Here is a 19,396-nt window from a genome sequence, read left to right as displayed (position 1 = left end):
GTCACACCTCCGCCACGGGCAGGTCCACCGTGAAGGTGCTGCCCTGCCCCGGCTCGCTCACCAGCGTCAGGGTGCCGCCGAGCAGGGTCACCAACCGCCGCGCGTACGGCAGGCCGAGGCCGGTGCCGCTACGCCGGCTGGTCCCCGGCACCTGGTAGAACTCCTCGAAGACCCGCTCGTGCAGCTCGGCGGGGATGCCCGGCCCGGTGTCCGAGACGTAGATCCGCACCCGGTCGGCGGCCCGCTCGGCACGCATCCGCACCTCGCCCCGGTCGGTGAACTTCACCGCGTTGTGCAGCAGATTACGCAGCACCTGGGCCAGCAGCACCTCGTCCGAACGGAGCACCGTGCCCGGGGGCGGCTCCGCCACCAGCAGTTCCACCTCGGAGCGCAGGGTGAGCGCCCGCAGCGTCCCCCGTAGCTGCCCGAAGACCGCCCGCAGGTCGACCTCCGCCCAGTCCGGCTCGATCCGGCCCGACTCCGCCTTGGCCAGGTCGAGCAGGTCGTTGACCAGGGAGAGCAGGTCGGCGGCCGAGGACCGGACCAGTTCGACCTGCTGGGCCTGCTCGACGGTGAGCGGGTCCGACGCGGAGTCGGTCAACAGCCGCCCCAAACCGATGATCGCGGTCACCGGAGCCCGCAGCTCGTGGCTGACGTTGGCCAGGAACCGGCTCTTCGACTCGCTCGCCGCACGCAACTGGGCCGACTTCTCGTCCAGCTCGGCGTAGAGCGCCACCACCCCCCGGTTGGTCTCCTCCAGCTCCTCGGAGAGCTGGCCGTAGAGCGCCATCACGCCCCGGTTGGTCTCCTCCAGCTCGGCGTTCAGCACGGCCAGCTCGTCCCGCTGGCTGCGTACCTCGTCGAGGGCGGCGATGAGCTGCCCGTTCTGGGCGGCCAACTCGTCCAGGGCGCTGGCCGGCGCGCTGGTCCCGAGCTCGGCGCGCAGCTCGGCCAGGCGCGTCGGGTTCAGCGCCGCAGCGGCGGCCGGTACACGTCGGGACATCCTCACGACGGTATCCCCCGTCACGTCCGCCAGCCCCAGGGTGTCCACCAGTCGCGCCACCGCGCCGGACTGCGGCTCGTACCGGTTGCCCGGGAGTGGACGCAGCGGGGCGAGGTCGACGCTGAGGAACCGCCGGCCGTCCAACTCCGTCACGGCGGCGAAGCTGACGTCAGCGCCGTCCACCGTCCGCAGCAGGTCCCGGGCCACCTCGCTGAGCGCGGTGGCGAACCGGACCTGGTCCTGGTGCTCCAGCCCGATCGCCGCGGCCACCTCCCGGCCCCGCTGGCGTACCCCGAAGATGTCCTGTTCCACCCGCAACGCCATCCGCAGGAGTGGCTCGCGGGCGGTCACGACGGAGTTCTCGCGACCAGCACGCAGGCGTCGTCCCGGCGGATCCCGGCGTCCCGCAGCAGGGTCGCCGCGACGACGACCGGCGCCCGCCCGGTCAGCCCGGGATAGTCGTCGGACCGCCACCGGTCCACCACCCCGTCGCTCTGCATCACCAGGGTCGCGCCGGCCGGGAACGGGTAGTCGTACTCGCGCACCGTCGGGCGTTGGTGGCCGGCGATGCCGGGCAGCGACACCAGCCCCCGCCGGGTGCCGTCCGGGGCCAGCACCGTCCCGGCGATGTTGCCCAGCCCGGCGTAGCGCAGCAGACCCGCCGCCGGGTCCAGCTCCGCCACCGCCAACGCGGCTCCCCGGGTGTGCGACATCGCGCGGTGCAGATGCGCCACCACGGTGGCGGGCGGACCGGCCGGCGCGGTGCGGAACGCGGAGACGGCCGCCTCGGCGGCCACGTTGGCCAACGGCCCGTGGCCCAGACCGTCGCAGACCAGCACCTGGTGCCGCCCCTGTTCGGTACGCATCGCGTGGGTGTCGCCGCTGACCTGCTCACCGGTGATCGGCCGGGTCAGCCCCGCCGCCCAGGCCGGCGTGACCCGTACCTCCTTCGCCCACACCTGCACCGCGAAGACGGTGCCCCGACCCGGCCGGGACCAGGCGTCGTACCAGCTGGCCTGGCGGGCGATGGCACCGAGCCCGATGCCCAGGGTGCCGGTGGTGGAGTGACCGTCCCTGGAGGAGACGGTCAGATCGGCCATCCCGGGGCCGGAGTCGATCGCGATCAGCTCCACCCCGGCGGTGTCGCCGGTGCGCACCGGCCGCAGCAGCAGGACACCCTCCTGGGCGTGCTTGACCAGGTTACTGGTCAGCTCGGCGGCGACGATGGCCAGTTCGGCGACCCGGTTCTCACCGAGGCCGAGCTGTCCGCCGAGGCGTTCCGCCGCCCGGCGGACGGTGCTGGCGGCGCCACCGCTCTCCACGCCGTACCAGTGACCCGCGTCCGGCACCACGTCGTGGATCATCGGGACCACTTGGTGATGGTGATCCGGGTGCCCTCGCCGGGTGCGGTCTGGATGTCGAAGTCGTCGACCAGTCGACGGGAACCGCTGAGGCCGAGGCCCAGGCCACCACCGGTGGTGTAGCCGTCGGTGAGGGCGAGGCCCAGGTCGGCGATGCCCGGACCGGAGTCGGCGAAGACGATCCGCACCCCGCGTCGCCGGCCGTCCTCGACGACGGTCACCTCGGCGCTGCCACCACCGCCGTAGATGAGGGTGTTCCGGGCCAGCTCGCTCGCGGCGGTGACCAGCTTCGTCTGGTCGACGAGGGACAGCTTCACCGCCACCGCCACGGTACGCACCAACTGACGGACCCGGACGACGTCCTCGTCACTGCCGATCGCCTGGGTCTGTGGGCCCAGGTCGACTCCCGCGGTCATGGCGATGTCGCCGCCGTCCCGGACTCCACGTCCTCGGGGTCGTCGTCGTACCCGAGGTCGTCGCGGGTCGCCGCGATCAGCTCCATGCCCCGTTCCACGTTCAGCGCGGTCCGGATGCCGTTGAGCGACAGGCCCAGCTCGACCAGGGTGATGGCGACCGCGGGACGCATCCCGACGACCACCGTCTCGGCGTCGAGCACCTTGGAGATCGAGGCGATGGTGGAGAGCATCCGGCCGACGAACGAGTCGACGATGTCCAGCGCGGTGATGTCGATGATGACGCCGTGGCAGCCGGTCGCCACGATCCGCTCGGCCAGGTCCTCCTGGAGGGCGACCGCCGTCTGGTCGGACATGTCGATCTGGATGGAGACCAGCAGGATGTCGCCGATCTTCAGGATCGGCACCCGTTCCATCACGCCTCCCGACGCGGGTGGCGGCGGGAGGCCTCCACCCCGGTGAGCCGCAGCACGTGCCGCAGGGCGTCGGCCAGGCTCGCCTTGGTGGCGATGTCACCGAACTCGATACCGAGCGCGACGATGGTCTGGGCGATCTGCGGGCGGATGCCGGAGATGATGCAGTCGGCGCCCATCAGCCGCGCGGCCACCACCGTCTTGAGGATGTGCTGGGCGACCTGGGTGTCGACCGCCGGCACGCCGGTGATGTCGATGATCGCGTACGGCGAGCCGGTGTCGACCAGGGTCTGGAGCAGCCGTTCCATCACCACTTGGGCGCGGGCCGAGTCGAGGGTGCCGACCAGCGGCACGGCGACCACGCCGTCCCAGATCTTCACCACCGGGGTGGAGAGTTCGAGCAGCTGCTCGGCCTGGTCGGCGATCAGGCCCTCGCGGGTCTGCACGTAGGTCTCGAAGGTGAGCAGCCCCATCCGGTCGACCAGACCGGTGAAGTCGACGACGTCGCGCAGCGACAGCTCGACGCCCTCGGTCTCGGCCAGCTCGACCAGGACGTCCTTGAGGGCGTAGATGCTGATCGCGGTCTCGGTGGCGGTGAAGCTCTGCCGGGCCCGGCTGCGGGACAGGTCGGCGAGCACCGCCCGCAGCTCACCCGCTCCGGGTGCCTGGAGGTCCGCCAGACCGGCGCCGCCAGCACTGATCATGCTAGCGTGCAGCTCCTGCACCTGGAGGCGCAGCTCGGCCTGGCTGAGCCGACCGCGCAGCGAGGCGGTGACGATCTCGGTCCACCGCTGCACGACACGCTCGCCGTGCCCGGTGAGCAGCCCGAGGAGCCGGTCACCTCCGTCTGCGGTCAACGCCATGGTTACCTCCTGTGAGCTGGGCCGGCCGGACTCTATCACCGGGGGTGGGCCCGGTAGTTGCCGCGCGGCAAAGGAATGATCGGTCCCACCGGAAGCGCTCCCGTTCTGCGTGTCCCGCCGTCCGTGGGATACCGTTTCACCAATAACAGGAGGTCTGAATGTCCCTGACGGTGCACACGGAACAGCGCGGCGACGTCGTCGTCGTGTCGGTCGCGGGCGAACTCGACATGGCGACCGCACCGCAGTTGCAGGACCAGATCACCGACCTGCTCGACAAGGGTCGCAGCCGGCTGGTGTTCGACCTGGCCGAGGTGTCGTTCTGCGACTCGACCGGGCTGTCGGTCTTCGTCCGGGCCAAGAACAGCTGCGACGAGGCCGGCGGCGTGGTGCGGTTGGCCGCCCCGCAGCGCGGGGTGCTGCGCATCCTCGAGGTCAGCGGTCTGGTCGAGGTGCTGCACACCTACCCGACTGTCGACGAGGCCGTCGCGGGCGACCCCACCCCCGCCTCGTCCTGACCGGTTTGCTCAGCGCTCGTCCTCGATGAACCGGGGGCGAGCGATCACCATGCCCGCGGTCGTCTGCACCGCGAGCGCGGTGAGCAGGAAGCCCATCGGCGCGGTCCACCCGCCGGTCGCCTCGTAGAGCACCCCGACGAGCAGCGGGCCGAGCGCGGCGATCACGTAACCGGTGCTCTGTGCGAAGGCGGACAGGGCGACAGTCCCGTCGGCGGTCCGGGCGCGCAGGCCGATGGTGGTCAGGATCAGCGGGAAGGCGCCCTGGCCGAAGGCGAGCAGCAGCACCCAGAGCACCGCCCCGTCGCGCGGGGCGAACGCCAACCCAAGGTAGGCCGCCGCGGAGAACGCGGTCAGCCCGAACACCAGCGGGCGAAGCGTCCGGAGCCGGCCGGCGAGCGTCGGCATCAGCAGGGCCACCGGCACGCCGAGCGCGGTGACCCCGGCGAGCAGCAGTCCGGCGCTCTCCGCACGGAAGCCGGCGTCCCGGAAGAGCTGGGCCAGCCAGCCCATGACCGCGTACCCGCTGAGCGACTGCGCGCCGAAGTAGACAGCCATCGCCCAGCCGAGCCGGGTGCGGGCCGGTCGGACCCGGGAACGGACGGTCGGGACCGCCGTCGGGGGCGCGGCCCGTCGGGCGGCGCGCGCCCGCAGCGCCAGCGGCACCCACGGGAGTACGGCCACCGCCGCCAACGCCGCCCACACCCCGAGCCCGGCCCGCCAGGAGCCGAAGGCGTGCGCCACCGGCACGGCGGAGGCGGCGGCCACCGTCGTACCCGCCGTCAGGGCCATCGTGTACGCCCCGGTGACCAGCCCGGTGCGGTGCGGGAAGTGCTGTTTGACGAGCATCGGCAGCAGGATGTTCGCCACCGCGATGCCGGCCAGGGCGAGCGCGCTGGTGAGCACGAAGACCGCCGCCGAGTCGGTGACCACCCGGAGCACCTGACCGACGGTGAGGGCGAGCATCCCCACCACCAGCACCCGGGGCGCCGCCCAACGGCGGACCAGCCAGGGGGTGAGCGCGCCGAGGCCGGCGAAGGCGATGGTGGGCAGGGTGGTGACGAACCCGGCCATCGCGCCGGAGAGACCGAGCCCGGTGCGCACCTCGTCGAGCAGGGCGCCGAGGCTGGTCACCGCTGCCCGCAGGTTGAGCGCGACAAGCAGCATCCCGACCAGCACCAACGCGCCACCGGTGACCGGCGACGGGGCGCGGTGGGCCGGCCGGACGCCCGGTCCGGGGGCTTCGACGGTGGCGGTCGGGCCGGCGGCGGCGCTCCGGCCGGTGGTGGCCTCGGCGCTGGCGGTTGGCGGGGTCATGACCTCGAACCTACAATCATGGGATGAATTTCGGCAGCTGGTGTAACCGGTGACACCGTCAGTCGATTCCCGGCCCGTGCCCCCGCGCGGTCAGCGGGTGCAACAGACGATCGAGCAGCTCCGGGGCCGGATCCTCGGCGGCGAGTGGGCGGTCGGTGGGCGGATTCCCACCGAGCCGCAACTGGTGACGGCGCTCGGGGTGGGGCGCAACACCGTCCGCGAGGCGGTCCGGGCCCTGGTGCACGCCGGGGTGCTGGAGTGCCGGCAGGGCTCCGGGACGTACGTGGTGTCGACCGACGAGCTGGCCCCGGTGGTGGCCCGCCGGCTCACCGACGACCGGATGGCCGAGGTGGTGGAGGTACGCCGGGCGTTCGAGGTCGAGGCGGCCCGGTTGGCCGCGCTGCGGCGTACCCCGGAGGACCTGGTGGCGCTCGACGGCGCGCTCGCCGCCCGGGAGGCCGCCTGGCGGTCGGGCCGGGTCGGTGAGTTCGTGGAGGCGGACGTCGCGCTGCACACGGCGGTGGTCGCCGCCGCCCACAACGCCATGCTGGCCGAGCTGTACGCCTCGGTCGGCGCGGCGCTGCGCAGCACCGTCGCGCACGCGATCGGTGACACCCTGCAACCCCAGCGGTACGTCGACCACGGCCGGCTGGTGACGGCGATCCGGGACGGTGATCCCGGGCGGGCGGCGATCGAGGCCGGTGCTTTCCTGGAGCCGCCGTCCGGGGCATAGGTTGTCCCCGACGGAGAATCGGGACGGCACAGGAGTACGGATGCTCAAGGGCTTCAAAGACTTCATCATGCGCGGCAACGTCGTCGACCTGGCGGTCGGTGTCGTCATCGGCGCCGCGTTCACGGGCGTGGTCACCCAACTGACCAAGTCGTTCCTCGAACCAGTGATCAAGGCGGTCGGAGGGGGCACCGGCCAGTTCGCCGGGAAGTGGGAGATCACCGAGGACAACTACATGGACTGGGCCGGCTTCCTCAACGCCCTGATCACGTTCCTGTTGACCGCAGCGGTTCTCTACTTCCTCGTGGTGTTCCCGATGAACAAGCTGGCCGAGCGGCGCAAGCGGGGCGAGGAGCCGCCGCCGGCCGCGCCGAGCGAGGAGGTCAAGCTGCTCACCGAGATCCGGGACGCACTGCTGGCCGGCGGCCACGTCGCTCCGGGGCAGCGCGGCGCACTCGACGACGTGCTCGGTCGGCGTCCGGAGCCGCCCGCCCCGCGCTGACCGACCGGCGCACATCGGCCCCTGCGGAATTCCCGCAGGGGCCGGTTCCTGTCGTACACATGTTCGATAGAGTCCGGCCATGGAGCAGCGTAGGCACTGGTGGAACGGCAAATGGGGACGACTGGCACGGCGGGACGTGTTCCTCCGGGTCGACGCCGACCGGTGGCACGTCGAGCAGCGGGCCGGCGGCGCGGAGGGCGTCTCCCAGTTCTACGAGTACGGCAGCGCGGACGAGGCCGAGGAGACCGTCCGGGCCCTGCTGGAGGGGGCGGACGCCTGGCGGGAGTTGTCCCCACGGCCGCCCAGCGCCTGGGGCCCGGCGGTCTAGCGTCGGGGCGCGGGGGCGGTTTAGCGTCGGGCGGAGCAGGGAACCGCCCGTGGATGGAGCAGCAGGGCATGGCAGAACAGGCGGTCATCTCCCGGGTCACCACCGGCATGCGGGTGGTCGACACCGTCGGCGTCGAGGTCGGCACGGTGGACCTCGTCCAGCGGGGTGATCCGAACGCGGTGGCCGTGCAGGCTTCGACGGCCACCGATCCGGGCGGCAGCCTGGACGAGCTGATCGAGTCGGCGGCCGTCGAGGAGCCGGACGTCCCGGCCGACCTGGCCGCCCGCCTGCTGCGGACCGGCTACCTCAAGGTCTCTACCGAGTTGGCCCGCACCGGCGCGGTGTACGTGCTGGCCGACCAGATCGCCACGGTCGTCGACGACCGGGTACGCCTGAGCGTTCCCGTCGGCGACCTGCCCCCCGAGGAGTAATCCACCCCCTCCTCCCCACACCACCTGCCCGGCCCGGCGCTGGTCGGCCGCGCTCTGCTTGGGTATGCCGGCGTGCGTGCGGAGATCTCTACTACGCACGCACGCCGGTCAACGGCATCGCCTGGGGGCCGACAATCCTGTCGCGCGTCCTTTGGAGCTGATGACGTAGACGAGTCATCGGTGGCAGCGCCAGCAGATCGTCCGCGGCGGGCTGTTCTTGGTGGGCGCGCTGATGCGGGCCAATCGACTGACACCCGAACCGGTCGCCGGACCACGCCGGACCACGCCGGACCGCGCCGGGTCGCCGACCCCGGAAGCAGACCCGAGCAGATCACCATCGCGCCGGCGACCGAGGGGCACGGCGAGGCGGGTCGCATCCTCGCTGCGACGGTCCGGTTCCGCCTGTTCGGCGGCCCGTCCGCCGAGGTGGGCGCGTCGATGCGCTTGCCGTCCTGCTGTCGGTGAGTCGTTGACGTCATCAGCTCGAAAGGACCCGTAGAGGTGCTACTGCCCACCGGGGATTCACCCTCAGCACCGGGGATTCGCCACCAGCACCGGAATTCGCCACCAGCAACGGGGATTCGCCACCAGGATGCGGCGGGAAGGGCGACCGTCCGGCCTGTCGTCTCCGCGGGCCCGCGGAGTCGAGGTCGTGCGTTCTAGTGTGGACCGATGTACATGGTCATCGGAGAGCAGCGGATGCCGGCCGGTACGGCGCAGTCGCGACAGGAGCAGTACGCGCACATGGCCGAGGTGGTCCGGCAGAGCCCGGGGTTCGTCCGTGGTTGGTGGGGGCCGGACGAGGCGGACCGGGAGACGGGGCACGCCCTGGTGTTGCTCGACAGCCGGGAGCACGCGCTGGAGTTCGCGGCCACCGTCGAACAGTACGTGCCGGACCTTCGGCTGCGGGTGATGGCGGTCGAGGTGACCGTCAGCGCACCGTGACCTGCCCGGCCTGACCCCCGGCAACCGAGGTCCCCTCGGGATCCGGCAAACCCGGCAGCCCCGTGGTCGGCGTCCGGCGGCGGAAGAGCACCAGCAGCAACCAGCCGGCCAGTAGCCCCCAGAACGCCCCACCCACGCCGAGCAGGCTCACCCCCGAGGCGGTGACCACGAAGGTGACCACGGCAGCCTCCCGGCTCTGCGGGTCGGTAGCCACCGGGGAGGGGGCGGCTGCCGGAGAGGCAACGGCTGCCGGAGAGGCAACGGAGGCGGGTGCAGGGGAGGGGGCGAGGGCCGAGGAGAGGGCGGCGGCCAACGCACCGAGCAGCGCGAGCCCGGCGACCGCCTCGATGAGCACCGGTGGAGAGAGCAGCACCATTGTGGTCGCCGCCCCCGCGCCGAGTCCGAGCAGCACCATGCCGATGCCGGCGGTCACCGAGGCGATCCAGCGCCGGTCCGGGTCGGGGTGGGCGTCCGGGCTGGCCGCCAGGGCGGCGGTGATCGCGGCGAGGTTGACCGCGTGCCCACCGGTGGCGGCACCGAGCGCGCTTGCCAATCCGGTGGTACGCAGCGCGGGGGCGAGCGGCGGCCGGTAGCCGTACCCGCGCAGCACCGCCGTGCCGGGCACGTTCTGCGCGGCCATGGTGACCAGGAACAGCGGCAGCGCCAGGCCGACCACCGCGGGCAGCGTGAACGTGGGCACGGTCGGCGACACCACCGGCCGCAGGTCACCGATGCCCACCCCCACGCCCGACGTGGTCAGCGTGATCGCCAGAGCCGCCACCACCAGCGCGGCCGGTACCGCCCAGCGGCGGGCGAACAGGTGCAGCACCAGCCAGGTGACGATCACCGGCGCGGCCAACGCCGGCACCTCGACCAGCGCGCGTACCGGGGCGGTGCACAGCGGCAGCAACACCCCGGCCAGCATCGCCGCCGCCACCGGGGCGGGGATGGCGGCCACCGCCCGGCCCAGGGCGGGGAAGAGGCCTGCGGCGACGATGAGCAGCCCGCACAGCGCGAACGCCCCCACGGCGGCGGGCCAACCCCCGGGGACCGGCCCCGTGGCGACCAGGAGGGCCGCACCCGGCGTGGACCAGGCGATCGCGATCGGTATCCGGTGCCGCAACCCGAGCCAGACCGCGCAGATCCCGGCGGCGACGCTCACCGTGAGCAGCCCCGAGGCGGCCTGGGCCTCGCTGGCGCCGACCGCCCGCAGACCGGCGAGTACCACGGTGAACGAGCTGGCGAAGCCGACCACGGCGGTCACCACCCCGGCCAGCACCGGTTGCAGCCGATCCCCCACCACAGCCTCCCTCGCGCCGTCGACCATCGTTCCGTTTACGGAACAACGGTCGTGTAGCACCATAGCGGCATGACCCGGCCCCGCCCAGCCCGCCGGCCACCACTCGACGCCGACGCCGAGGCGGTCGGCCGCAGGCTCCGCGCCCTGCGTACCGAGCGCGGGGTCTCCCTCTCCGCGCTGGCCCGTACCGCCGGGGTCGGGAAGGCCACCCTCTCCGCGCTGGAGAACGGCACCCGCAACCCCACCCTGGAGACGCTCTACGCGATCACCGCCCAGCTCGGCGTACCGCTGGCGGCAGTACTCGCCGGACCCGCCGCCACCCCGACCGTCCGGGGCGCCACGGTCGTCGCCACCCTGCTGGAGTCGTTCACCGACACCGATGCCAGCTACGAGCTGTACCGGCTGCGGGTCCGCCCCGGCGGGGAGCAGGTCTCCCCCGCCCACCGACCGGGAGTCACCGAGCACGTCACGGTCTTCGCCGGGGTGCTGCGCGCCGGCCCGGTGGACGCCCCGCAGACCGCCTCCACCGGTGACCACCTGCGTTGGACCTCAGACGTCCCGCACGGCTACGCCGCCCTCGGCGACGAGGATGTCGCCGCCAGCCTGCTGTTGCGCTATCCCCGTAGCTGACCCACCACCGACACGGGGCTCATTTCTTCCACCCACGCACCAGTGCGTAGAGACGAATGGAGGGTGTATCCGGCAAGCTTGTCGTATGACGCTGATCCTCCGCTCGGCCATCATCAACGACGTCGGCCTGGTCCGCACCAACAACGAGGACTCAGCCCTCGCCGGTGAACGCCTGGTCGCGGTGGCGGACGGCATGGGTGGGCTCCCCGCAGGTGAGGTGGCCAGCGAGATCGTCATCCGCATCCTGGACGAGTTGGTCCCGCCCACCGGCACCGACGAGGCCGCCGAGGCGTTGCGTGCCGTGGTCTCCACCGCCAACCGACGCATCCGCGCCGCCATCTCCGCCGACCCGGCCCGCGAGGGCATGGGTACGACGCTGACCGCCGCCCTGCTCGCCGGGGACACCCTGGTCCTCGCCCAGGTCGGCGACTCCCGCTGCTACCTGCTGCGTGACGGCGAGTTGACCCAGCTCACCCGGGACGACACCTTCGTCCAGGCGCTTGTCGACCAGGGTGCGCTCTCCCCCGACCAGGCCCGCCACCACCCGCAGCGGTCCCTGGTGACCCGGGCCGTACAGGGGGCGGACGCGCCACCCGCGATCGGCGTGCTGACCGTGTTCGCCGGGGACCGGGTGCTGCTGTGCAGTGACGGGCTCTCCGACTACGTCGCCGACGAGGCGATCCACGGTGCGCTCGGCACCTACCAGGACCGACAGCACTGCGGCGAGCAGTTGGTCAAGCTGGCCCACCAGGCCGGCGCACCGGACAACGTCACAGTGGTGGTCTCCGACGTCACCGAGGGCTGAACCGGGCCAACCGGGTTGCGGCGGACCGCCGGCCGGGTTGGGATGGACGGATGCTCATCCGTCGCCTGGCCGCCGAGGAACGACTGACCACCAGCTTCCCGATCCAGGCGTACGCCTTCGAGGCGTCCCCGTTGAGCAGGGAGCGCGTCGACGCGTTCCACAGGTACCTGCCGTACAACAAGGGCAACCGGACGCTCGTGGTCGAGGAGGGGGGCGAGGCACGGGCCACCGCCAGCGCCATCCCGATGCGGCAGAACCTGCGTGGTGCGGTGCTGCCGATGGCCGGGGTCGCCGGGATCGCCACCCACCCGCTGGCCCGCCGGCAGGGGTATGTCCGCGCCCTGGTGTGCCAACTCCTCGACGAGATGCGTGACGGCGGGCACCCGGTGAGCGCGCTGTACCCGTTCCGGGCCAGCTTCTACGAGCGGTTCGGCTACGTGGGGCTGCCCCGGGCGCGTACCGTCCGGTTCTCTCCGGCCGAGTTGGCCCCGCTGCTACGTACCGAACTGCCCGGCACGGTGGGCTGGGAACAGATCGGCGCCGGGTACGCCCGCTACCGGTCGTTCATCGAGCGGTGCCTGCGCGAGCGGCACGGCTTCGCGATCTTCCCCGAGTTCCGGGACGTCGGCCTGCGCGACCGGGACGACAGGTGGCTGATCACCGCGACGATCGACGGCAGCGTGGTCGGCGCGCTCACCTACCGGATCGACGACCACGGTGGCGAGCTGGTCGGGGACGACCTGCTCGCCGCCGACCCGTACGCCCGCGCCCTGCTGTTGCAGTTCCTCGCCCGGCACGTCGACCAGGTGGAGCGGATCAGCCTCCAGATCCCCGCCGACGACCTGCCCGAGCTGTGGCTGACCGACCTGGCCGTGCACGTCGAGGCCCGGGTGACCCGACCCGGCTCACCGGCGCCGATGGCCCGCCTGCTCAGCGTGGACGTCCTCGCCGGGCTGCCCGCCGGACCCGGCCGGGTCCGGGTGGAACTGGTCGACGACCGCTGGCTCGCCGGCATCCACCTGCTCGCCGGCACCGGTGGCCGGTTGGAGCTGACCCCCGGTGGCCGGTCGGCGGTGGCCTCAGGCGGTCCGGTACCGGAGGCGACGCTCACCGCCGCCGGGTTGTCCGCGCTGGCGTACGGGGTGCTCGACCCGGCCGAGGTGCACATCCGAGGGCTGGGCGACGTCGGCCCGGAGGCAGCGGTCGAGCTGCGACGACTCTTCCCGCGCGCCCTCCCCTACCTCTTCGCCGACTTCTGACCCGGATTGCCCCAGGCCAGGGCCGGATTGCCCCAGGCCGAAGCCGGGTTGGCGCGGGACGGGGCCGGGTTGCCGCGGGACGGGGCTGGGTACGGTCCCCGGAATGCCGGAGTGGTTGCAAGCCGGGGCGTGGGGCCTGCTGGCCGGTTCCGCCCTGTTGGTCGGGGCCGCCGTCGGGTTCTTCGCCCGGGTGCCCCGCAAGGTCGTCGCGTCGATCATGGCGTTCGGTGCGGGCGTACTGCTCTCCGCGGTCTCGTTCGAGTTGATCGCCGAGGCGCACGAGCAGGGCGGGCTGCTGCCGACCGTGATCGGGGCGGCGGGCGGGGCGCTGGCGTACACCGGCGCGAACCTGCTCCTCGCCCGACGGGGTGCCCGGCACCGGAAGCGGTCCGGCGAGGAACAACCCTCCGAGCAGGAGCAGCCCGGCTCCGGGTCGGCGATCGCGGTGGGTGCGCTGCTGGACGGCGTACCCGAGTCGGTGGTGATCGGCGCGAGCCTGCTCACCGGCGGCCCGGTCAGCCTGGTCACCGTGGTCGCGGTCTTCCTCAGCAACGTGCCCGAAGGGCTGTCGAGCGCCGCCGGCATGCGCCGGGCCGGCCGCTCCCGCCGGTACGTCTTCGCTCTGTGGACGGCGATCACCCTGATCAGCGGCATCGCGGCGCTGCTCGGCAACACCCTGCTGGGCGGTGCGCCACCGGAGGTGCTGGCCACCATCACCGCCCTGGCCGCCGGGGCGATCCTCGCGATGATCACCGACACCATGGTTCCGGAGGCGTTCGAGGACGCCCACCTGCTGGTCGGCCTGATCACCGTCCTCGGCTTCCTCACCGCCTTCGCCCTCTCCCACACCTGACCCACCCCCACCTCACACCCACATCCCGCGCCCCGCCCAGTCCGCACCCCGCCCAGCAAGGTCACGAGCAGCCCCGCACACGAGCAGCCCCGCACACGAGCAGGCCGAGGGGCGGGGCGTCGCTGGTCAGTAGGGGTTGCCCTGGCCGGGGGCGCGGCCCCGGAGCAGGCCGGCGGGACGACCGGGAAGGTCGGGGGCACCGGACATCGGCGGACCGCCGGTGTGCGCGCCGCGGGCCATCCCGGCGAACAACTCCTTCAGCGCGGTCACCGCGTCGACCTGCGGCTGCCAGCCGAGTTCGGTCTCGGCCCGAGCGCTGGACATCAGCGGCGCGTTGAGGCCCAGTTCCACCCAGCCCGCGTCCACCGGCTGGAGCCGGAACCGCCAGGTCAGCGCGGCGGCGACACGTAGCACCGGAGCGGCCACCGGCACCGTCCAGCCCTTGAAGTGCCGGGCCACCAGCTCCGGGGTCAGCACCGGGTCCGCGGCGACGTTGAACGCGCCGCGCGCATCACCGAGGACCGCCCGGGCGTACGCGTCGGCGACGTCGTCGGCGTGCACCGCCTGCATCCGCAGCCGGCGGTTGGCCGGTACGAGCGGAATCCGCCCGTGGCGCAGCAGCCGCACCGGGGCGAGTGGCCCGAGGAAGTACCTGGTGATCTCGGTACCCGCGTCCCGCTGGAAGATCAACCCGGGGCGCAGCCGGACCACCCGCAGCTGCGGATGTGCTGCCTCGACGGTGTCCAGCATCGCCTCGACCTCGGCCTTGTCCCGGCTGTACGACGAACCGGGCACCCCGGTCGCCGGCCACCGCTCGCTGACCGGGTGGTCCTTCGGGCCGGGCGCGTAGGTGCCGACCGACGAGGCGTACACCAGGGCGGGGACGCCGGCCCGCACGGTGGCCTCGGTCACCGCGCGGCTGCCGCCGACGTTGGTCCTGTGCAGGGTGCGCTGGTCGTGGCTGGGCTGGATCTGCCAGGCCAGGTGCACGACGGCGTCGGCCCGCGCGAAGATCGCGGTCAGCGTGTCGACCGCGTCCGGCGCCCCGATGTCGCAGGAGTGCCACCGCACCCCGTCGTACGGCGCGCCGGCGTCCGGGGCGGGCAGTCGGCGGGCGACGCCGACCAGGTCCAGCCCCGGTTCCCGGCCCAGCCGACGCAGCACCGCCGTGCCCACGTTGCCACTGGCCCCCACGATCACGATCCGCATGCCGGCTGCGGTACCCGCTGAGCCCGACCCCAACCCCGAACCGCCCTACCGGCCCCGACTGCCCCACCCCGGCTCGACCCACCCGGGCCCGGACCACAACGGCACGACCTGACAACGGCCCGGACCACAACGGCCCGGACCGTGGCCGGCGGTGTCCGGTCGACCGGACACCGCCAGCTCGCCGCCGTGGCGGGACCACCGCCCGGGGCGGCCCGGTCGTGGGTCAGCCGCCCGCCGGGGTACGGGCCGGACCGTTGTCGACCAGGCGGAACGTGCTCAGCAGGGGTGCGTCCCCCAGCTCTTCCAGGATCAGGCCACGGCTCGGCGAGAACTGGAGGAACGCCGAGTTGTTGCTGATCGCGTACGCGCCCTTGCCCGCGCTCGCGATGGTGAAAAGCTGGGCCGGCTTGCGGGAGTCGCAGGCCGCCCCCTCGACGGTGAGCGACCCGCCGTTGGCCGGGTTGACCACCTGCCAGCAGGCGGGGTCGTCGCTGGCGGGGTGGTTGTCGCGCCTGCCGTACGACTTGATCAGGTATTTGCCGGCACCGGTCGGCGTCGGCACGAACAGTTGGCGTCCGCTGTCGTCGTCGACCTCGACGAGGGTGCCGCCGTCCAGCGCCACCCCGGACTCCGTCGACTGCACCCGGACGATGGTCACCTCCCGCTTGCCGGACAGCACGGACCCGGCGGAACCGGCCGTGGCCGACGGCTTCGCGGTGGGCTTGGGGGGTGTCGTGGCCGTCGCCGAGGGGGTCACCGGCTCGCCGGGCACTGCCGTACCGCTGGGCGTCACGGCACCGGTGGGTGTCACGGTGCCCGACGGCGTCGCGCTGGCCGACGCGGCGTCGGTGGGCGTCCCGGTGCCGTCCCCGCAGGCCGCCAACGCGCCCGAGCATGCCAGCAACGCCACCCCGGTAACCCACTTCACCTTGAACATGCTGTGCTCCTCAAACCGGACCCCGCACGGGTGCGCGGAGCTCTCCACACCTGAACCTCACACCGGCGCTGAAAGCGCCGCAGCACAGACTGGACGCCGGTGGTCACCCGCCGGTTTCCCCGTACCCGGAAGAACCTGAGATCGTCGGCACCGCCGGGCCGCCGCGCCGCGGCCAGTCGCGGTGGCCGGCGCAGTGCGATGGTCCGAACCGGACGGTGTCGGCACGCCGGCTCGGCTCGACGAGCCTGGAGCCGCGAGCTGAGGTGATTATCCAGAAACACACAGTGATGAGAAGTGACGGAGAATCACCCCGGCTCCGCCCGAACACCCTATCGCCCAGCGTGTCGCAGACATGACTTTAGGCTGTGTAGCCAGCTTAAACGCTTGATCATGGATCTCTGTGAAGATTGTGGACAGTGCGGCATCTACATTCCGGCCTCGCCACGGATAGTAATTGCAGACCGAGGGCGACTAGGGAGAATGATGAACGAAGCGCTGGCGGAGACGCTCTCCGGCTCCGAAGCGATGGCCGCGACCCTGGCCGTTGCCGCGACGGCAGCGGGCTTGCTACGGGCCTATGTTGCGCACCGGACACGTCTACACGAGGAACGTGAGGCGTCGACACGTGCCGCGGCCCGGATGAGGGGGCTGGTAAGGCTGGCAGCGGTTCAGCATGACGTGGTGCGAATCGTGGAGCGTGATCGTGACGGGCACCGCAGGGTGGAGCTGGGAGCCTGTGGCATGCAGCGGTGCGAGACCCCCGGGGAGGCCGCATGATCGAGATCGAGGGCACCGCTGCCCGGACGCCGGAACCGGTCGACAAGGAGGCGATGCGACAGGCGGACGCCGCGCGTCTCAAAGCCAGGCACGATCAGGAATTCGCCAGCTTCGCCGAGGCCTCCTACCACACGGTGGAACGAATTCTCCGGGCGGAGTGCCGGGACCGTGAGGCGGTCGAGGACGCGCTCAACGAGGCGTACGCGCACGGGCGCGACCAGTGGCACAAGATCCGTATCTACACCAAGCCGGTCGGCTGGGTGATCACCACGGCCCGGAACAAGATCCGCAAGGACCGCCAACGACGTCAGCGCGAAACCGCAGTCGCGCCGGAAGACCTGCCACCCGCGCCGGACTCCGACATCGCCGACGTGTGGGAGGCGCGGGAGACGTTACGGAACTGGTTGCACCAGCTTCCCTCGCGGCACGCCGAGGTGTTCCAGATGTCGCGCGAGGGGTTCTCCAATCTGGAGATCGCCCGCATCCTCGGCCTGACCGAGAACAGCGTCCGGACCTACAAGGTCGCCGCGAGGAGAAAGCTGCGTGAACTGGCCGAGAAGGCGGGTTACACGAATCCGGAAGGCAGACGGCGTCAGGGAGGAAGTCGTGGATCTCGATGACATTCTGGCGCTGGCCGAGACGGGCCGGCCCAGTCCTCTCGAACTCGCCCGCGCCCGCCGCGTGGCGCGGGCAGCGCAGGGGCACTACGACTCCGCCGTCGCCGACGGCTACCGGATATTCGTCGACAGCGATCTGTTCGACCCGTTGAGCGAAGATGTCGACGAGGCGACCAGGGTCGCCCGTGCCGCCCAGTTGGCGAAGCAGGGCACGATCACCTGGACGCCCGGCGGGGGCGGCGCCCGAGGATCCGGACGCCTCTGCTGGTCGGACGAGATGGCGATGATCTTCGGACAGGCGCCTGGAACCCTCCACCTCACCCCCGAGAGCCTGGTCGATCTCGTTCATCCCGCGGACGTGGAGATGCTGCGCCGGACCGTCCGGACGGCATGGCAGCAGAGCAGGCCCGACGACGTCGAGTTCCGGGTGATCCATCCGGGTGGCAGCGTCCGTCACGTACGCTGCCACCTCGAAATCCTGACCACCGCCGACGAACCGTCGGGGATCATCGCCACCGGAGCGGACGTCACCGCGTGTGAGCTGGCCCGACAGGAGCGCCAGCGGCTCGCCGTTCGACGTGGGATGCTCTGTGCCGATCTGGCCGTGCAGGACACCGTGACCGGACTGCCGACGCGTGGCTACCTCATCGACGAGGTGGACCGGGCACGCCGGACCACCGGCGGGGCGGTCGTCGTCGTGGCGACCGAACCGGCCACCCGGCTACCCGACGCCCTCACCGATGACGACCGCGACGAGTTGGCAGCCGCGATCGCCCACCTCCTACGCGAGACCGTCGGTGCCGACGTGACCTGCGGTCCGGTCGGCTCCGGCTGGTGGGGGGTGCTGCTCGGTCGCGCCGACGGGCACCCGGAGGCTGCCGAGACCCTGGCGACCCGACTCGTCGACACGTTCCGACGCCACCTGTTCAGCGTCCGTCAGCGGACCCTGCGCCTCAACACCTGGGCGGGTCTGGTGCACTTCGGCAGCGGTATCGCCGACACCGGGTTCGACCTCCTCGTCGACGGTGAGCATGCGGCCCGGGACGCGCGCCGCAACGCCGCCCCGATCACGGTTCTCGACCAACCGGTTGCCGCCGACGACCGGACCGACCGGTGCCGTTCCCGGGTACGAGGTGCGGTGTCGGCCAACAGGTTCGCCCTTTACGCCCAGCCCATCGTCGACCTTCGCCTCAACCAGGTCACCCGGCACGAGATCCTTCTCCGGGTGCGCAGCGACATCGGCGAACCGACCGCGCCCTGGGCCTTCCTCGACATGGCCGAACGCGTCGGTGAGATCCTCGCCGTGGACAAGTGGGTCATCGACCACGCCCTGGCACTCATCGGTCGGGGTGCGCAGACCTCCCACTACCAGATCAACGTCTCCGGCAAGTCGCTCGCCGACCCGGGCCTGCTCCACTACGTGAACGAGGCGATCCGTCGCCACCGGGTCAAGCCGGAGTGCCTGACCTTCGAGATCACCGAGACCGCTCTCATCGAGAATCGCAACGAAGCCCTGGCCTTCGCCACCGGGATCAGGCAGGCCGGCTGCCATTTGGCGCTCGACGACTTCGGCACGGGATACGGCGCCCTCGCCCATTTGCGATATCTTCCGGTGGACTTGGTGAAGATCGATGGAATGTTCGTCGTCAACCTCTGCCGGTCACCGGCCGACCAGGCGGTCGTGTCGAAACTGGTGGAGCTGTGTCACACCCTCGGTATCCATGTGGCCGCCGAGTACGTGCAGGACGAGGAAACCCTCGAACTGCTGCGAAGCTGGGGGGTCGACTTCGCCCAGGGTTACGGAACCGGGCGGCCTGAGCCGATAGCGGTGAACCCGAAGCAACAGGTGCAGACGATCGAACTCGAGCTGCGGCTTCCGCCGGAGCAGATCGCCATGGGCTGATTGAGAGGCCCGGCCCTCGGCCGGCCCGGCATCCCGCGGTCCACGGCATGGTCGGCCAGCCGACCGGAGGTGCCCGACGGGGCCGGACCGACCGGGTGCCACCCTCAGCAGCCCGCCAGGATTCGCCGACCGCGGCGCGTCCAGCGCCCGCGGTCGGTCAGGAACGCCTCGGCCACATTGCGTCCCGATCGCTGACCAGCGCAAAGGGACGGAACCGTCCACAGTTGTCGAATCGCGGCCGGGTGCGCGACCGGATAGACGGTAAGGTTGGCACCCATCGGCGTCGGC

At 72.0% G+C, this 19,396-nt stretch carries 21 protein-coding genes; 12 read left to right on the top strand and 9 right to left on the bottom strand.

Going from position 1 to position 19,396, the window contains the following annotated elements:
* Position 1: 1 nt before the first annotated feature.
* Genes AC0AIB_RS15740 through AC0AIB_RS15720 form a run of 5 tightly spaced genes read right to left on the bottom strand, consistent with a single transcriptional unit; the run spans position 2 to position 4,053 of the window.
* Positions 2-1,327 (bottom strand): ATP-binding protein, encoded by a 1,326-nt coding sequence (locus tag AC0AIB_RS15740; RefSeq protein ID WP_328348959.1) that lies wholly within the window; start codon positions 1,325-1,327, stop codon positions 2-4.
* A 23-nt stretch (positions 1,328-1,350) separates the two neighbouring features.
* Positions 1,351-2,367, bottom strand: coding sequence for a SpoIIE family protein phosphatase (locus tag AC0AIB_RS15735; protein ID WP_328348960.1), 1,017 nt, complete (start codon positions 2,365-2,367; stop codon positions 1,351-1,353).
* Positions 2,364-2,780, bottom strand: a complete 417-nt coding sequence (locus tag AC0AIB_RS15730; protein WP_328341020.1) for an ATP-binding protein — start codon at positions 2,778-2,780, stop codon at positions 2,364-2,366. Before AC0AIB_RS15730 ends, AC0AIB_RS15735 begins: the two co-directional genes overlap by 4 nt.
* Positions 2,777-3,193 carry an STAS domain-containing protein gene (locus tag AC0AIB_RS15725; protein WP_328341022.1) on the bottom strand — a complete coding sequence of 139 codons (417 nt, stop codon included), beginning with the start codon at positions 3,191-3,193 and terminating at the stop codon, positions 2,777-2,779. Before AC0AIB_RS15725 ends, AC0AIB_RS15730 begins: the two co-directional genes overlap by 4 nt.
* The gene (locus AC0AIB_RS15720) at positions 3,193-4,053 is read right to left on the bottom strand and encodes an STAS domain-containing protein (RefSeq protein WP_328341024.1); all 861 of its coding nucleotides are present in this window, start codon (positions 4,051-4,053) and stop codon (positions 3,193-3,195) included. Before AC0AIB_RS15720 ends, AC0AIB_RS15725 begins: the two co-directional genes overlap by 1 nt.
* A 158-nt stretch (positions 4,054-4,211) precedes the next feature.
* On the opposite strand from AC0AIB_RS15720, the gene AC0AIB_RS15715 reads away from it, so the two are divergent.
* On the top strand, positions 4,212-4,568 hold the full coding sequence (locus AC0AIB_RS15715) for an STAS domain-containing protein (RefSeq protein WP_067310147.1): 357 nt from the start codon (positions 4,212-4,214) through the stop codon (positions 4,566-4,568).
* 9 nt (positions 4,569-4,577) lie between these two features.
* On the opposite strand, the gene AC0AIB_RS15710 is transcribed toward AC0AIB_RS15715, so the two are convergent.
* A complete protein-coding gene (locus AC0AIB_RS15710) occupies positions 4,578-5,882 on the bottom strand; it encodes an MFS transporter (protein ID WP_328341028.1) in 1,305 nt (434 codons plus the stop codon).
* Between the two features lie 49 nt (positions 5,883-5,931).
* On the opposite strand from AC0AIB_RS15710, the gene AC0AIB_RS15705 reads away from it, so the two are divergent.
* The 5 genes from AC0AIB_RS15705 to AC0AIB_RS15685 all read left to right on the top strand — a co-directional run bounded on the left by AC0AIB_RS15705 (position 5,932) and on the right by AC0AIB_RS15685 (position 8,818).
* The gene (locus AC0AIB_RS15705) at positions 5,932-6,615 is read left to right on the top strand and encodes a FadR/GntR family transcriptional regulator (protein WP_328341030.1); all 684 of its coding nucleotides are present in this window, start codon (positions 5,932-5,934) and stop codon (positions 6,613-6,615) included.
* A 40-nt stretch (positions 6,616-6,655) separates the two neighbouring features.
* Positions 6,656-7,114 carry a large conductance mechanosensitive channel protein MscL gene (gene mscL / locus AC0AIB_RS15700; protein ID WP_328341032.1) on the top strand — a complete coding sequence of 153 codons (459 nt, stop codon included), beginning with the start codon at positions 6,656-6,658 and terminating at the stop codon, positions 7,112-7,114.
* Positions 7,115-7,193: 79 nt separating this feature from the next.
* Positions 7,194-7,442: a hypothetical protein gene (locus tag AC0AIB_RS15695; protein ID WP_328341034.1), complete on the top strand. Its 249-nt coding sequence runs from the start codon at positions 7,194-7,196 to the stop codon at positions 7,440-7,442.
* A 68-nt stretch (positions 7,443-7,510) separates the two neighbouring features.
* Complete coding sequence (locus AC0AIB_RS15690) at positions 7,511-7,873, top strand: hypothetical protein (RefSeq protein WP_328341036.1); 363 nt, start codon at positions 7,511-7,513, stop codon at positions 7,871-7,873.
* Between the two features lie 672 nt (positions 7,874-8,545).
* On the top strand, positions 8,546-8,818 hold the full coding sequence (locus AC0AIB_RS15685; protein ID WP_328341038.1) for a hypothetical protein: 273 nt from the start codon (positions 8,546-8,548) through the stop codon (positions 8,816-8,818).
* Here AC0AIB_RS15685 and AC0AIB_RS15680 read toward each other — a convergent pair.
* Positions 8,805-10,118 carry a benzoate/H(+) symporter BenE family transporter gene (locus AC0AIB_RS15680; RefSeq protein WP_465096951.1) on the bottom strand — a complete coding sequence of 438 codons (1,314 nt, stop codon included), beginning with the start codon at positions 10,116-10,118 and terminating at the stop codon, positions 8,805-8,807. The genes AC0AIB_RS15685 and AC0AIB_RS15680 overlap by 14 nt on opposite strands.
* A gap of 69 nt (positions 10,119-10,187) precedes the next feature.
* On the opposite strand from AC0AIB_RS15680, the gene AC0AIB_RS15675 reads away from it, so the two are divergent.
* The 4 genes from AC0AIB_RS15675 (at position 10,188) to AC0AIB_RS15660 (ending at position 13,665) form a co-directional block, all read left to right on the top strand.
* Entirely contained in the window at positions 10,188-10,748 is a 561-nt protein-coding gene (locus AC0AIB_RS15675; protein WP_328341042.1) for a helix-turn-helix domain-containing protein, read from the top strand.
* Between the two features lie 85 nt (positions 10,749-10,833).
* A complete protein-coding gene (locus AC0AIB_RS15670; RefSeq protein WP_328341044.1) occupies positions 10,834-11,553 on the top strand; it encodes a PP2C family protein-serine/threonine phosphatase in 720 nt (239 codons plus the stop codon).
* 50 nt (positions 11,554-11,603) lie between these two features.
* Positions 11,604-12,812, top strand: coding sequence for a GNAT family N-acetyltransferase (locus tag AC0AIB_RS15665; RefSeq protein WP_328341046.1), 1,209 nt, complete (start codon positions 11,604-11,606; stop codon positions 12,810-12,812).
* Between the two features lie 103 nt (positions 12,813-12,915).
* Entirely contained in the window at positions 12,916-13,665 is a 750-nt protein-coding gene (locus tag AC0AIB_RS15660; RefSeq protein WP_328341048.1) for a ZIP family metal transporter, read from the top strand.
* Positions 13,666-13,791: 126 nt separating this feature from the next.
* Here AC0AIB_RS15660 and AC0AIB_RS15655 read toward each other — a convergent pair whose 3' ends face one another.
* Both AC0AIB_RS15655 and AC0AIB_RS15650 read right to left on the bottom strand, forming a co-directional pair.
* Positions 13,792-14,874: an NAD-dependent epimerase/dehydratase family protein gene (locus AC0AIB_RS15655; protein WP_465096950.1), complete on the bottom strand. Its 1,083-nt coding sequence runs from the start codon at positions 14,872-14,874 to the stop codon at positions 13,792-13,794.
* Between the two features lie 223 nt (positions 14,875-15,097).
* On the bottom strand, positions 15,098-15,811 hold the full coding sequence (locus AC0AIB_RS15650) for an RICIN domain-containing protein (RefSeq protein ID WP_328341052.1): 714 nt from the start codon (positions 15,809-15,811) through the stop codon (positions 15,098-15,100).
* Between the two features lie 773 nt (positions 15,812-16,584).
* Here AC0AIB_RS15650 and AC0AIB_RS15645 point away from each other — a divergent pair.
* A complete protein-coding gene (locus AC0AIB_RS15645) occupies positions 16,585-17,208 on the top strand; it encodes an RNA polymerase sigma factor (RefSeq protein WP_328341054.1) in 624 nt (207 codons plus the stop codon).
* Positions 17,195-19,108: an EAL domain-containing protein gene (locus AC0AIB_RS15640; protein ID WP_328341056.1), complete on the top strand. Its 1,914-nt coding sequence runs from the start codon at positions 17,195-17,197 to the stop codon at positions 19,106-19,108. Before AC0AIB_RS15645 ends, AC0AIB_RS15640 begins: the two co-directional genes overlap by 14 nt.
* Positions 19,109-19,396 lie beyond the last annotated feature (288 nt).

This window comes from Micromonospora sp. DSM 43699 (genome assembly GCF_055517075.1).
This window is presented reverse-complemented; position numbering and strand designations above follow the sequence as displayed.